Annotated in this window: 9 protein-coding genes and 3 pseudogenes; 3 read left to right on the top strand and 9 right to left on the bottom strand. The window is 69.3% G+C overall.

Annotated elements, in window-relative coordinates; all coding sequences use genetic code 11:
- Positions 1 to 54: 54 nt before the first annotated feature.
- Positions 55 to 2,754, top strand: a complete 2,700-nt coding sequence (polA, locus tag ACIBTX_RS20980) for a DNA polymerase I (RefSeq protein ID WP_396832867.1) — start codon at positions 55 to 57, stop codon at positions 2,752 to 2,754.
- 355 nt (positions 2,755 to 3,109) lie between these two features.
- On the opposite strand, the pseudogene ACIBTX_RS20975 reads toward polA, so the two are convergent.
- From ACIBTX_RS20975 to ACIBTX_RS20960, 4 genes and pseudogenes are all read right to left on the bottom strand, one after another.
- Positions 3,110 to 3,397, bottom strand: a pseudogene (locus ACIBTX_RS20975) (DUF3140 domain-containing protein); the annotation flags it as partial.
- 46 nt (positions 3,398 to 3,443) lie between these two features.
- Complete coding sequence (locus ACIBTX_RS20970; RefSeq protein WP_357127213.1) at positions 3,444 to 3,662, bottom strand: DUF2945 domain-containing protein; 219 nt, start codon at positions 3,660 to 3,662, stop codon at positions 3,444 to 3,446.
- Between the two features lie 35 nt (positions 3,663 to 3,697).
- Positions 3,698 to 4,300 carry a Uma2 family endonuclease gene (locus ACIBTX_RS20965; RefSeq protein ID WP_363660738.1) on the bottom strand — a complete coding sequence of 201 codons (603 nt, stop codon included), beginning with the start codon at positions 4,298 to 4,300 and terminating at the stop codon, positions 3,698 to 3,700.
- A gap of 57 nt (positions 4,301 to 4,357) precedes the next feature.
- Positions 4,358 to 4,663: pseudogene (locus ACIBTX_RS20960) on the bottom strand (SAM-dependent methyltransferase); the annotation flags it as partial.
- Positions 4,664 to 4,685: 22 nt separating this feature from the next.
- Here ACIBTX_RS20960 and ACIBTX_RS20955 point away from each other — a divergent pair.
- Positions 4,686 to 6,104, top strand: coding sequence for a recombinase family protein (locus tag ACIBTX_RS20955; protein ID WP_396832866.1), 1,419 nt, complete (start codon positions 4,686 to 4,688; stop codon positions 6,102 to 6,104).
- Between the two features lie 216 nt (positions 6,105 to 6,320).
- Here the strand turns inward: ACIBTX_RS20955 and ACIBTX_RS20950 are convergent.
- The 4 genes and pseudogenes from ACIBTX_RS20950 to ACIBTX_RS20935 form a co-directional block, all read right to left on the bottom strand.
- Positions 6,321 to 7,729 (bottom strand): annotated as a pseudogene (locus ACIBTX_RS20950) (replication initiator).
- Between the two features lie 138 nt (positions 7,730 to 7,867).
- The gene (locus ACIBTX_RS20945) at positions 7,868 to 9,301 is read right to left on the bottom strand and encodes an FtsK/SpoIIIE domain-containing protein (protein WP_396832865.1); all 1,434 of its coding nucleotides are present in this window, start codon (positions 9,299 to 9,301) and stop codon (positions 7,868 to 7,870) included.
- A 47-nt stretch (positions 9,302 to 9,348) separates the two neighbouring features.
- Positions 9,349 to 9,645 carry a hypothetical protein gene (locus tag ACIBTX_RS20940; RefSeq protein ID WP_396832864.1) on the bottom strand — a complete coding sequence of 99 codons (297 nt, stop codon included), beginning with the start codon at positions 9,643 to 9,645 and terminating at the stop codon, positions 9,349 to 9,351.
- Positions 9,642 to 10,034 (bottom strand): hypothetical protein, encoded by a 393-nt coding sequence (locus ACIBTX_RS20935; protein ID WP_396832863.1) that lies wholly within the window; start codon positions 10,032 to 10,034, stop codon positions 9,642 to 9,644. Before ACIBTX_RS20935 ends, ACIBTX_RS20940 begins: the two co-directional genes overlap by 4 nt.
- Before the next feature lie 1,400 nt (positions 10,035 to 11,434).
- On the opposite strand from ACIBTX_RS20935, the gene ACIBTX_RS20930 reads away from it, so the two are divergent.
- Entirely contained in the window at positions 11,435 to 12,484 is a 1,050-nt protein-coding gene (locus ACIBTX_RS20930) for a hypothetical protein (RefSeq protein WP_396832862.1), read from the top strand.
- A 47-nt stretch (positions 12,485 to 12,531) separates the two neighbouring features.
- Here the strand turns inward: ACIBTX_RS20930 and ACIBTX_RS20925 are convergent, their stop codons facing one another.
- On the bottom strand, positions 12,532 to 13,116 hold the full coding sequence (locus ACIBTX_RS20925; RefSeq protein ID WP_396832861.1) for a hypothetical protein: 585 nt from the start codon (positions 13,114 to 13,116) through the stop codon (positions 12,532 to 12,534).
- Positions 13,117 to 13,410 lie beyond the last annotated feature (294 nt).

The following is a 13,410-nucleotide window of genomic DNA, read 5'->3' as shown; positions in this document are numbered from 1 at the left end:
GCGTCTGCGAGGCGACGACGAGGGTTGTCGGTGCGACGGACTAGAGTCGCTGCCGTGACAGCTACGACGCCGCGCCTGCTCCTCGTCGACGGACATTCCATGGCATATCGGGCGTTCTTCGCCCTGCCCGTGGAGAACTTCTCCACCACGACGGGTCAGCCGACCAACGCGGTGTACGGCTTCACCTCGATGCTGATCAACGTGCTGCGCGACGAGCAGCCCACCCACATCGTCGTGGCGTTCGACGTCTCCCGGCGGTCCTTCCGCACCGAGCAGTACGCGGAGTACAAGGCCGGCCGCAGCGAGACCCCCAACGACTTCAAGGGCCAGGTCAGCCTCGTCAAGGAGGTCCTGGCCGCCCTCCAGATCCCGGTTGTGGAGAAGGAGGGCTTCGAGGCCGACGACGTCATCGCCACGCTCGCCTGCCAGGCCCGCGACCAGGGCATGTCGGTGCTGATCAGCAGCGGTGACCGGGACGCGTTCCAGCTGGTCGACGACCAGATCACCGTCCTCTACCCGCGCAAGGGCGTCTCCGACCTGGCCCGGATGGACCCGGCCGCGATCGAGACCAAGTACGGCGTCGGCCCGCAGCAGTATCGGGACCTCGCCGCGCTGGTCGGCGAGACCAGTGACAACCTGCCCGGCGTGCCCGGTGTCGGCCCGAAGACCGCCGCCAAGTGGATCACCACGTACGGCGGGGTGGAGGGCGTGATCGCCCGCGCCGACGAGATCAAGGGCAAGGCCGGTGACAGCCTGCGGGAGCGACTCGCCGACGTGATCCGCAACTACGAGATCAACCGGCTCGTCTCCGATTTGGAGCTGCCGCTGCGCCCGGAGGACACCCGCTGGACAGGGTGGGACCGGGAGGCGGTGCACCAGGTCTTCGACACCCTCGAGTTCCGCATCCTGCGCGACCGCCTCTACCAGTACCTGGAGGCCGTCGAGCCGGAGGCCGAGTCGGGCTTCGACCTGACCGGCGAGGTGCTCACCGAGTCGGGCGCGCTCGCCGCCTGGCTGGACGCCCACGCACCGACCGGCACCCCGGTCGGGCTCGCGGTCAAGCTCGACACCGGCCCCAACCGCCGGCACACCGCCTCAATCACCGGGCTCGCGCTCGCCAGCGCCGGTGGCGCGGCCGCCTGGGTCGACCCCAGCGGGCTCGACGCCGCCGACGAGAGCGCCCTCGCGTCCTGGCTCGCCGACGCGCAGCGGCCCAAGGTGCTGCACGACAGCAAGCCCGCGGTGCTGGCCTGCGCCGCGCACGGCTGGGAGCTGGCCGGCATCGCCCGTGACACCCAGATCGCCGCGTACCTGGCCCGCCCCGACCAACGGTCCTACGACCTGACCGACCTGGCCCTGCGCTACCTGCACCGCGAGCTGCGGGTGGACGTGCCCGAGACCGGCCAGCTCACCCTCGACGGGCTGGGCGAAGAGGGGGTGGCCGAGCAGAACCTCATGCTCCAGGCCCGCGCCACCCTCGACCTCGCCGACTCCATCGACGCCGAGCTGTCCCGGGACGGCGAGCAGTCCGCGCGGCTGATGGCCGGGGTGGAGCTGCCGCTGATGCGGGTGCTCGCCGGCATGGAGCGCACCGGCATCGCCGCCGACACCGACTACCTCTCCGAGTTGGAGGCGCACTTCGCCGCCGAGGTGAAGGCCGCCGCCCAGGGCGCGTACGAGGCGGTGGGCCGGGAGTTCAACCTCGGCTCGCCCAAGCAGTTGCAGGAGATCCTCTTCACCGAGCTGGGCCTGCCGAAGACCAAGAAGATCAAGACGGGTTACACCACCGACGCCGACGCCCTGCAGTGGCTCTACGCGCAGCAGCCGCACCCGGTGCTGGCCCACCTGCTGCGTCACCGCGACGTCGCCAAGCTCAAGTCGACAGTGGACGGTCTACTCAAGTCCGTCTCCGACGACGCTCGGATCCACACCACCTTCAACCAGACGGTCGCGGCCACCGGCCGGCTCTCCTCCACCGAGCCCAACCTGCAGAACATCCCGATCCGTACCGAGGAGGGCCGACGCATCCGCCGGGCCTTCGTGGTCGGCGCGGGGTACGAGTGCCTGCTCACCGCCGACTACAGCCAGATCGAAATGCGGATCATGGCGCACCTCTCCTCGGACGACGCGCTCATCGAGGCGTTCAACTCCGGGGCCGACTTCCACGCCGCCACCGCCTCGTCGGTCTTCGGCGTGCCGGTCGACGAGGTCACGCCGGACCAGCGGCGCAAGATCAAGGCGATGAACTACGGCCTGGCGTACGGGCTCAGCGCGTTCGGCCTGTCCCAGCAGCTCAGCATCGGCACCGAAGAGGCGCGCGGGCTGATGGAGAACTACTTCGCGGGCTTCGGCGGGGTGCGCGACTACCTGCAGCAGGTGGTCGGCAAGGCCCGCCAGGACGGTTACACCTCGACCATCCTGGGCCGCCGCCGCTACCTGCCCGACCTGGTGAGCGACAACCGGCAGCGCCGCGACATCGCCGAGCGGATGGCGCTCAACGCCCCCATCCAGGGATCAGCCGCCGACATCATCAAGGTGGCGATGCTGCACGTCGACACCGCGCTCGCCGACGCCGGTCTGCGCTCCCGGATGCTGTTGCAGGTGCACGACGAGCTGGTCTTCGAGGTCGCGCCCGGTGAGCGGGAGGCCCTTGAGGCGCTGGTACGGCGCGAGATGGGCGGGGCGTACCCGCTGTCGGTGCCGCTGGAGGTGTCGGTCGGCGTGGGCCGGGACTGGAACAGCGCGGATCACTGATCTTCCGGTTGTCCGCTGGTCGCCGTGGGGGTTCCGGGGCAGCCCGACCCGCTCCGGGCGGCAGGCTTGATCCCTGCGCGGGTCGGGCTGCCCCGGAACCCCCGACCTGGTCGGCGTAGTCCCGTCGTTGTCCGTTTTCTCTCGCAGCCATACCCGTCGGGTTGCATGCTGCCCGTCCGCTCTCGCGGCACCCGCACCCGACGAGGTGGGCATGCGCGATGATCCGCGCAACTTCGGGGAAAGTGCTGCATCCGGGACGTCTGAGGCAGCAACGTCGCCGAAGTTGCGCGGATCTTGGCGGCGCCTGGTGCGGATCCTGTGGCAGGAAGTCCGCGGGAGGCGGTCGGGGTCGCTATTTCATCGGGTCGTGGCCCCAGTTCATCAGGGACCAGCGCCACTTCGTGTCGCGCACGTTGCCGGACGGGCGCTGCGCCATGTGCCGGCGGACGTAGCCGACCACCTTGCGCATGTGCTTGTAGTCCGCCTCCGAGAGGTCGGCGCGCTTGCGGCGGAGCAGGTTGATGATCTTCCGGCCGGACTCGTGCCCGACCGACTCGCCGCCACCGGTACGGCCACCCTTGTGCCAGCCGACCTGCTTCGACTCGTCGGTCTCCAGCCACGTCGACAGCTCGCCGGGCTTCATGTTCACCGCGTCGGTGAACTCCCGGTAGGTGTCCCGGCCCTGCTCGTCAGCTCTGCTCATGGCGCAGCGCCTCCGGGCGGTGGGCCACGTCGCGGCCCGTGCCGTCACTGCGGACCCGGTACTGCGGGTCGTTGGGGGCCGCGCTCACCGCCCGCCCGCGAATCCGCGTCCGCTCGGTGATCGTGCCCTGCACCACGCCGTACGCGCGGCTGCCATGGGCCGACCAGGAGACACGGTCGCCCTGGTGGAATCTCTGTTCGGCCATGCCCCCGGCTACCCGACCCCGCCGGGGCGAAACGACTACGGCCTGATCTCGGCGATCGACAGCTTCATGTCGAACGGCTCGGTCAGCTCGATCACGTCGGCGCCGTCGGCGACCAGCTCGTACTGCCGCTCACCGCCCGGCCCGACCCGGTCGCCGATCCGGTACGCGTACACGTGTACCGGGTCCTGCTCGATCCGCCAGTAGAAGGGGATGCCGGCGGCGGCGTACTCACCAGGCTTCGCGAACCGGTCGATCCGTCGCGTGCCGGGCGAGACGACCTCCACGGCGAGTACGACGTCGTCTGATCGCAGGATGCAATGGGCGGACGCCACCCCGGCACGGTGCAACAGCACGTCGGGCTGTCGGCTCGTGTTGTGGCTGAGCCTGACACCGATGGCCTGGGCGGCGCCGAGGTGCTTCGGCGCGTGGCTGTGTAGCCAGAGCCACAGCAGGCTGGCGATGTTCTGATGGCCCAGGGTGGGGGACGGTGTCACCTGGATAACTCCGTCGACGAGTTCGACGCGGGGGGCGTCGTCCGGCAGGGTGAGCAGGTCCTCCAGCGTGTAGTCGGCACGCTGCTGCCGCATCGGGTCCGGACACCAGGGGCCAGGTGATGTCGGGATGGGCTCGGCGCTCATGGGATCGAGCCTACCGGCGATCGATGGATTGCAGGTCGGACCGCGGGTGCGACGCGCTCACCCCGCGGGCTTCTCGGTGACGAAGATGGCGGTGCCGGGGAAGAGCCGCCCGCGCAGCGGGCTCCACTGCCCCCAGATGCCCTCGTGTCCCTCCGGCCACTCCGGCTCCACGAGGTCCAGCAGCCGGAACCCCGCGCCGACCAGTTCCCGGATCCGGTCACCGAGGGTCCGGTGCTGCTCGACGTAGGTCGCCACGCCGTTCTCGTCCTGCTCGACGTAGGGGGAGCGGTCGAAGTACGAGTGCACGGCCTTCAGTCCGCCCTCGCCGGGGTCGTCGAGGAAGATCCGGCGCATCGGGAGGGTATGATCTTGCTAGCATTGATGCATGACGTTGTTGAGCAGCCAGGACCGGCGAGCCGCGATCTGTCTCCGCCTCTCTGACGACCCGCACAAGGGCACCAGCCGCGAGGGTGAGGGCATCGCCCGGCAGGGCGAGGACTGCGAAGGCCACGCGGACTACAACAGTTGGCGGGTGGCACACCGCCTTGTCGACAACGACACGACGGCGCTGCGCCGTAGGCCCGGCTTCGAGCGGCTGTTGAAGCTCATCGCGTCCGGTGAGATCAACGTTGTTATCGCGTGGTCGAGTGAGCGGCTGCTCAAGACGAAGACCGACGAATACCGGTTTTACGAGACGTGTCTTGCCGCGCCTCACCCTGTAATCGTCTCCTACGCTCGCGGCATGACGTTCGACCTTTCGACGCCGCAGGGGCGAAAGTTCTTTGACAACGCGGCTAGTGACGCCCGGTACGAGACGGAGTTGAAGTCGGAGCGTCAGAAGCGCGCGAATCGTCAGCACGCCGAGAAGGGACGCCCCGCCCCCGGTCCCCGGCCCTTCGGCTACGAGCCGGACCGTGTGACGCTGCGCGACAGGGAGGCCAAGGCCGCGAAGGCCGTTTACCGTGCGATTCTTGCCAAGAGCAACCTCGCGTCACAGGTCCGAGCGTTGAACGATGCTGGGCTACGCACCGGACAGGGGAACCTGTGGCGGACGGAGACGCTACGCAAGTGGCTCACCAGCCCGCGCAATGCCGGTCTGCGCTCGCATCTTGGCGAGGTGGTTACAAAGGCCGGCTGGCCGGGCCTGGTGGACGAGGCGACGTGGCGGGCAGTGAAGGCGATCCTGGAGAACCCGGCGCGCAAGAAGACGGGCAAGTCCGCCAAGGGTATGAATACCGGTTGCGCCTGCTGCGGTGTCTGTGGCGAGACGGTCAACATGAGCGGCCAGTCGAAGACCGGAGCCAAGAACTACACCTGTCGCACCGGAAAGCACGTCAGCAGGGCGGTAGAGCCAGTGGACGAGCTAGTGAGTGATGTCGTGATCGCCATCATCGAACGAGACGGCGCTGATCTGCTGGTCGACCATGACCGCCCGGATGTTGACGCACTCGGTGAGGAACTGGAGGCCACCCGGGTTCTGCTCAAACAACTCGGAATCGACTTCGCCAAGAAGCGCATCCCGAGATCAACGATGCTTGCCGGCACCGAAGCAGCCGAGGCAGACATTGCCGAGATCGAGGCCAAGATGGCGGACGCCGGCAGGGTGGATGTCCTCGGCCCGGCCGTTGCCGCTTCCAACGTGCGGGAGTGGTGGTACTCCGACAAGGTGACCAACGACCAGCGCCGCGCGATCATCACCACACTCATGGACGTGACCATCCTGCCGGCGGTCCGAGGACGGAAGGGCTTCGACCCGGAGACGGTGCGGATCACGCCGAAGGAATCGGTTAGGCACGCGAGCTAAGCCCGCCTCACGGCAGCATGACCAAGCAGGACCCGTCATGCTGCCGTGGCGTCCGATCTCCGGATAAGCAGAGCAAGCGTCGAGCGTTGCTCCTCCGTCAGTGGCGGCCACTCGTCAAGTAGTTTGCGCACGTGCTCGGCGCGGAGCAGCTCCCGAATGCCGGGCGGCTTTGCAGCGGCAGTATCGGTTCGGCGCTTTGTCCGAGCCGATGCAGTGTCACGGCCCATCGCGCTCACCCCCCGGATCGGCATCGCGTGCCGCATCCCGAGCGGTCTGGAGGTCGTCGGCGATAGCGTCGGCGAACATGGCTTCGCCGGGGGTGTGGCCGTTGCCGGTGTACGTCCATTGCTTGTCGGTGATGGCGTCCGGGTCGTCGGGTAGTTGCTCGTCGGCTTGATCGCGGCGGTGTTCTTCCCGGGCGGCGCGGAGCGCGGTGTAGGTGGTGGAGTAGGCGCGGCTTTTGCTGGCGATGTGGCCTCGGTAGCCGAGTTGGTGTGCCCACCGCCGCAGGTTCAGCGCCTTGTGTTCTGGCCGTCCGCCGAGGGTCCAGCAGGTCCGGATGAGGGTTCGGGCGTGGTCGGCCACGGGGAGCACTGAGATGGTGACCGCGTCGCGGATGGGCTGGTCCACGGTGATGCCGGCGACATCAGGCTTGGTGACGTACTTCGCGATGTAGGAGGCCACCGCGCGTTCGTTGAGATCGTCGTCGCTGCCGTTGCCGGGAAGGATGGGCCGGATGTCGAGCTGCGCGCCGAAACGCAGGATGGTGTCCAGGCCGGGCACGGCCAGGTGGACACGGCGGGTGGCGGTCCGGATGGTCTGCACCAGCAGCGCCAGGGTTGCCCAGGCCGGCGGCGGGGTGTCGACGGTGGGGCCGTCGAAGCGCATGACCGCGTGGAAGTGCACGGCCCCTCGCCGCTGGTATTCGGCAACTTTGGCGTAGCCGACGCGAACGGTGTTGCGGGCGGCCGTGCGGACATGCCGCGTGTGGTGGCGAGGGCTTCGTAGAGGTTGCGGTATAGGCGTTGCCACAGGTCGCGGGTGTGGGCGTTCCACAGCACGGCGGCCGGGTAGTCGTAGCAGTCGCCGCAGATCGGGGACCCGGTGAGCGGGTCGTCCGATGGATGCCGGTCGAGGCACCACAGGGGCCGACCATGAGCGCAGACGAGACCACGGCGGCGGCGTGACGGTCGGCAGGGGTCGTCGGTGGTGTGACGGTGCACGGGGCCGAAGCTGGGCGCGGTGAACGTGACGAACACGCGCGGGTGATCACGGACGCTGTCGGGGACGCCCTTGCCGCCGGCGAGCCCCGCGACGACGAGTTGGTAGGTGTCGCCCTGGTGCAGCCGGGCGCAGGGTTCGCAGCGGGATTGACGACGGTTCCCGCAGGCGATGGTGAGCCGCCCATGAGGCTGCTCCGCCGAGGTGAAGGCACGCACGAGACGCCCGGTGCCAGCGTCCACGGTCAGGGTGTGACCGACGAGATGCACGGGGTGTTGGCAACCGCCGATATGACGGATGCGCGCCAGCCACGCCCGGAAGTCGGGGTGCGTCGCGGTGGTCAGGATCTCGCGGTCGGTGAACGACAGGCCAGAGTCAGGCCCGCCGGAGGCGGGGGTAGGCATGGTGGTCCTCTGCTCCTTGGGTCGTGGTGGCCGGCGCTGGTGGGCCGGTCGGTCCGTGGAACGCCGTCACCGGGTGCGCGTGCGGCGGGGCGGCCTGGTCGTGGACGCATCGCTGCTCCCTTCGGGCTGGCCGGCGAGTCAGGCCGGCGGGGTGAGGCCGGGCAGAACCGGCGCCAGGTGTGCCGTGCCGGCAATCACGGCGGCCAGGTGCTCCGGTGGCAGGTGCACCGACCGGGCGCGGATCCACCCGGAGTGCTCGGCGGTGGTGACCGCGACGCCCTTGACCGCCGGGTCGATCTGCTGGGCCGCCTCCACCGCATCGGGGTAGAGGTCGCCTAGCGTCATGTCGGCGGTTTCCGGGTCATTGACCTGAAGGCAGATCCGCCCGGCGAGCTGGGCGCGTAGCGCGGTCACCCCGGGGCCGAGGTCGGAGCCGACCCGTTGCCCAGCCACGATCACGTGCACACCCAACGCCGCGCCGAGCTGCGCCAGTCGGAGAAGGTGTGTCGTCGCGCGAAGCGCTTCGTCCTTGTCCGCGCGTGAGGCGACTAGGTACAGCTCGGCCAACTCGTCGACCACCACGATCACCGGCACCGGCCGCACAGGCTCGGGCAGTTGCCAGATGTTGCGTGCCCCGTGCTGGCGGCACAGCCGCATCCGCCGCTGCGTCTCTGCGACGAGTTCGGCCAGGATGTCCGCCGCCTCCGCCCGGTCAGTGGCCAGGGCCGAGAGCCGGGGCGCGTGGGGAGCCAACTCCATACCGCCCTTGCAGTCGATGCCGACCAGCGCGACGGGACGCGACGCCCACCGGGCTACGGCAGCGTTGATGAGCGTGGACTTACCCGACTGCGTGGCCCCGGTGATGAGCCAGTGCGGGAACGTGGCAAGGTCGATCACCCACCGCTGCCCGTCTTCCCGGTGGCCCACTTCGGCCGCCAGGTCCGCCGGCACCGCCGCACTGACCGGCTCGGTGATCGCCTCCGACGGATGCAAGGGCACCGCGGCCGGCTTCGCTGCCGGTGCGGTAGTCCGGGCCGCCGCTTCCCTGCCAGGTGTGGTGAGCGGGTCGGCAGTGAGGATGGTCAGCCGGACCCGGCCGCGTAGCCGCGCGTCGACCCGCACCGCGTGGACCTGCCAGGCATGCGCCATTGCCTCAGCCGCGTTGACGAACGGCTCCGGGACCTGCCCAGGGTGCAGCAGGATCACCGCCGTTGCCCCGAACGAGCGAGGACGGATCCGGGTCAGCAGCGGCAGCACCGGCATGATCGGCCTGCCCTTGACCAACAGCGGCCCGAGCTGCCCGGTGGTCGGCCGGTCGGTACCGGTCAAGTCCGCGTTGAGACACAGATGCCGCCACGAGTGACGCATCCGCAGCCGCAGCACCGGAAACCCGACCAGGTACCAATGCGTCCGGGGCGCGACCCTGCGCAGCAGCCGCGAGGCCACGACCAGCGCGACGACGACGGCCACCATGACCACGGCAACCGTGATGATCGTCGGTAGCCACGCCTGGAACCGGTCCATGGTGACCCCGGGAATTCTCGGCGCGAAGTCGGGAATCCACGGAGTCATCGACGGCGACGGCGCAGGCGTCGGCGGTGGTGCCGATGCCGGCGGCATCAGTCCGCCCTCCCTCGGATCATCGGATGCTCGGTGGCATAGTCGGACTCATCGGCGTAGGTACCGGCCAAGTCCAGGCCGTGCGCCAGGACGGACGCCAGCCACCCGCAGCGCGCCGCCGCCTCGCCGAGGTAGCCGGCCAGTTCCGCGACGAGGCGGGGCCGCTCGACCGGAGGCGCGGACTCGATCGCGTCGGCCAGATCAGCAACGCCGCACGCCATCAGCCGGATCACGTCCAGCTCGCTCGCGCCGGGCCGGTCATCGCCGCACCCGTGAATCAGGTCAGCGGCGCTCATGAGGAAGCCGCCTTACCGCCACGCTCACGCTGAGGCGCAGTCGGCACCGGAGCCGGAGCGGCACCGCCCTCAGTGCGAGGACGAACCGGGTAGACGGACGCCGCCTTGTAGGACAGGCCGTGCCGGCCCTCGATCTCCCACAGCGACACGTCCAACTCGGTCACGCCGACCGCGCTTCCCTCCGTCACGCCTTCCGGCTCGGCAGAGGTCCGAACATCGATCACCGACGCCTTACGGGTACCGGACCGACGCACCGCGACCCCCGTCACCCACAGGGCATTACCGTCGCGATCCTTTTGGATCACGCCGTCAAGGTCAGTTTTGCGTTCCGGCGCAGCCACGCACAGCAGGCCGGACAAACGGGAAAGATCAACAGGAATGCTGTTCACCACAAACTCCAAAGACAGAAAAGTTGGTTGGGTCGTGCAGGCCGTACAGGTTGTGCGGTAGTCGGAACAGGGACAGCGGAGCCGGGCCAACCGGGGCGGGCCGCGACTCCGCACCACCGGCACCACGAGACACAGCCGAATCGGCGCGACGTCAGCGCCACAGGCGCAACAGGACACAACAACCTCCATTGAGGACAGACGAAGCGGTGACGCCTCCCTGGGCATGGACGACGCCTAGCCCGACGCGACCGGACGAGCGGACGCCGGACAGCTCCTAGCCGGCGGGCCACGGGCTGGATGGGCAAGCAGGGACCGGCGCAGACGCCGCGTACCGAGGTTCCAGGCGATCAGGGCCAGGACGACCAGGACGCAAGGCGAGCAAGGTCAACACCCCGGAGAGTCGAGGTGCGTACGAGTTTCCCTACTTGGTCAAGAAGCGGAATCGGCATAGCCGATCCCGCGACAGACGGAAGGGGGTAGGGAAAGGAGCGGTCGGCGGGGTCGGGGGCTGCGGCCTAGCGGCCGGTCCCCCGCCCCGCCCCAGAGAGAAACAGAGCGCACACGGCACCGGGGACGCCCAGCAGCCAGCAACCAGGCGTCAGACCCTCACACCGGACCCCGACCACGGACACACGCCACCCGACGCCGACCGCAGTGCACGACGGCACGATCAGACCGCACCGCACCGCACCGCACTCCGGCGGCGAGCTGACCGCAGACCAAGACCACGATCGCCGCCGGGACGCCAGTCGACACGCCCGAGCCGCGACCCGTCCTCACCGATGCGGCCAACATCGGCCGAAACCGCAGGCCACAGCGCCGAAAGCGCCGACTACACCCGCCGGTCGATCCACGGCCGCGCTTTGAGGTGCTGCCGCGCCGGCAAGCCGGCTTGCCCTCGAACACCGAGGCTGAGCAGCGCGAACCCTCGCAGGAGCGAGTAGGCGGGGAGCCGGATGCACGACAGCCGTGCGAGCCCGAGCCGAACTCCTTTCCGCGATGGTCGGGCCGCAGCGATGCCGCCGGTGATAGTGCCTCTACCTACAGAGAAGGGAACGCGCACGCTAGAAACTCACAAGATCGACATCCTGAGTGCGAAGATTTTTCCGCCACGCGGTTACGCTGGGGATCAAGGCCAGGCCGGCAGCGGGGGCATCCGGTCCGGCTGTCGGTTGTGGAGTCGAGCGACGACGAGCGCTCGCAGCGGGGGCCGCATAACGACATGGCATCCCCACGCGATCTCTCGAACGCTTGTGCGGCTTCCGGCGGTGTCCGCAGCACGCCGGGGCTACACGAGGTGTCACCGTCGACCCGGGCTCATCACCGCCGACAGGCGGCCCGGCGTGTCCCACCCAGCCCGAGCGACGTGGGGAGGACAGGAAGCGGTGCCCGATGAACAGATGCCCACAAGGCACACGCGCGGCATCCTCGCCGGCCCGCTGGTGTTCGATGAACCCGACCGGTGGTTACCAGAGGACCCGCGCCCAGCCCGCGACACCCCGCACGAACTCGACCTGATCCCGCTCGCCAAGATGCCCCTCGGCCTGGTTAGCTACGCCGCCGCCAAATGCACCATCGGTGTCCCGCGCGGTTGGGTCGACGGCACCAACGATCCCCGCCCGGCCACCCCCCGCTACGTGATGCACCGCATCGCCCTCACCACCGTCCCCGTCCAGACCAAGGACCGGGTATGGCGGCACATCGTCGCCTCCTACCGCGACCACGCCGGCTCGATGCGCAGTCAGTGGAGCCTCTACGCCCTCGGCGTCGGCTTCGGCGGCCTCTACGACCGCGCCCGCCGCCTCACGCCGAAAGGCAGCCGCGAATGGCGGCGCGATGGTGTGCAGATCGACCTCATGATCGAATTCCTGACCCGGATGCGGGAGACGCAGATCCGCGACGGCATCCTGTCGTGGCGCTTTGACGCCAGCCGGCCCAACATCTACCACCGACTGACCGGCACCGCCTACGACCGCGTGAGCGGACGCACCGAACGGCGCAGGCGTCAACGCCGCCGCCGCGACGACGAAACCCTGACCGAATATCACGCCCGCCTCGCCCGCCTGGACGAGGAAGACGACAAGCGCCTAGCCCAACTCGTCCTCATCGGAGACGAGCAGACGATGACAGCGGTAGCCGCCGATCAGCACGGCACCGCCGGCCCGCAACCCCGCCAGCCCGACGCCGACCACGCCGCCGAGGCAGTGTTGACCGCTCTCGTGCAACGTTCCGCCGCTGGACCCGCCAGCGGACGCATCGACCCCACCAACGCCGAGCTTGTCCGCCGCACCTACATCCGCCGGGAACGACTCAAGGACGTCGCCGCCGACCTCGGCCTGTCCGCGCACAACGCCTCCCAACGGCGTAGCACCGCCGTCCGGCAGATCACCCGGCTCCTAGGCGGGCGCACCCGCCTCACGCTCACCCAGCAGCCCCGCCGCGACACCTGACACCCCGGCACAACCCGGCGCCCGCGAGTGCGAACCACCCCCGACGACTACACCGACGCCGCCGGCTCCGCGCTCTTGTCTCCACCCCACCCGTAGCGGGACGCTTCCTTCACGACTTGCGCCACCGACCCGCGCACCAGGTCACGTTCCTGCACCGTCTCCTGAATCCAGAAGCAGTGTTCCGCGAGGCCATCCACGCACACAAGAATCGGGCGCACCACCGGAGACACCCGGAACACCAGCGACCAGGCCGGGCCATGCACCCGCAGCACCACACCACCGCGGCCGGATCCCACCCGCAGCGCCGCGCGCCCGTAGCGCTCCACCACCCCGGCCGCCTCGGTAAACACCTCCCGCGCCCCCGGTGCCTCATCCACGCTCGACGGCCACGCCGCCGACAACACCACGTTCTCGTTGCCGTACCACACGCCCGGCTCCGGGTTCACCAGGCCGTCAAACAGCCGATCCGCCAACGCTCGCCGCTCATGCGCCGCCGCCGACAACTCCTGCGGCTCCAGCATCGGAACCACCGCCGGGATCCTCGGGTTATCCACCGGCAGCATCACCGTCGACGTGTCTTCGCCGGCCGCCTGTGCCTGCCACACCTGCTCATGGATGGCATCCGCCTGCATGTTGTACAGCTCATCAGCCCACGTCGCCCACGCCGCCCGTGTACGTGGCTTCGGCAGCGCCCACCGCACCGAACGCATACGCCGATGCGCTGCCAGCCGAGCCCACACGCTCCGGCGGCGGACAGGCGAATTGCGGTACATAAAATACAGCTTGGCATAGTGCCAGTAGCGCTAGCGACAGTTGGCCACGTGCCAGTTGGGCTTTTGCCAGTAGCTACCAGCGCGCAAGCCCACGATCCGGCTACAGCCCTCAGTGAGCAGCCTCCTCGGCGCTCTGTGGTGCGGACACCCAGC

The sequence above is a fragment of the Micromonospora sp. NPDC049359 genome, from assembly GCF_044466585.1.
Lineage (GTDB): Bacteria > Actinomycetota > Actinomycetes > Mycobacteriales > Micromonosporaceae > Micromonospora.
This window is presented reverse-complemented; position numbering and strand designations above follow the sequence as displayed.

Coding starts and splice junctions, on each gene's coding strand:
- ACIBTX_RS20945 (WP_396832865.1), bottom strand. CDS start 9,301: ATGACTCCGTGGATTCCCGACTTCGCGCCGAGAATTCCCGGGGTCACC.
- ACIBTX_RS20965 (WP_363660738.1), bottom strand. CDS start 4,300: ATGAGCGCCGAGCCCATCCCGACATCACCTGGCCCCTGGTGTCCGGAC.
- ACIBTX_RS20970 (WP_357127213.1), bottom strand. CDS start 3,662: ATGGCCGAACAGAGATTCCACCAGGGCGACCGTGTCTCCTGGTCGGCC.
- ACIBTX_RS20925 (WP_396832861.1), bottom strand. CDS start 13,116: ATGCAGGCGGATGCCATCCATGAGCAGGTGTGGCAGGCACAGGCGGCC.
- ACIBTX_RS20930 (WP_396832862.1), top strand. CDS start 11,435: ATGCCCACAAGGCACACGCGCGGCATCCTCGCCGGCCCGCTGGTGTTC.
- ACIBTX_RS20940 (WP_396832864.1), bottom strand. CDS start 9,645: ATGAGCGCCGCTGACCTGATTCACGGGTGCGGCGATGACCGGCCCGGC.
- ACIBTX_RS20955 (WP_396832866.1), top strand. CDS start 4,686: ATGACGTTGTTGAGCAGCCAGGACCGGCGAGCCGCGATCTGTCTCCGC.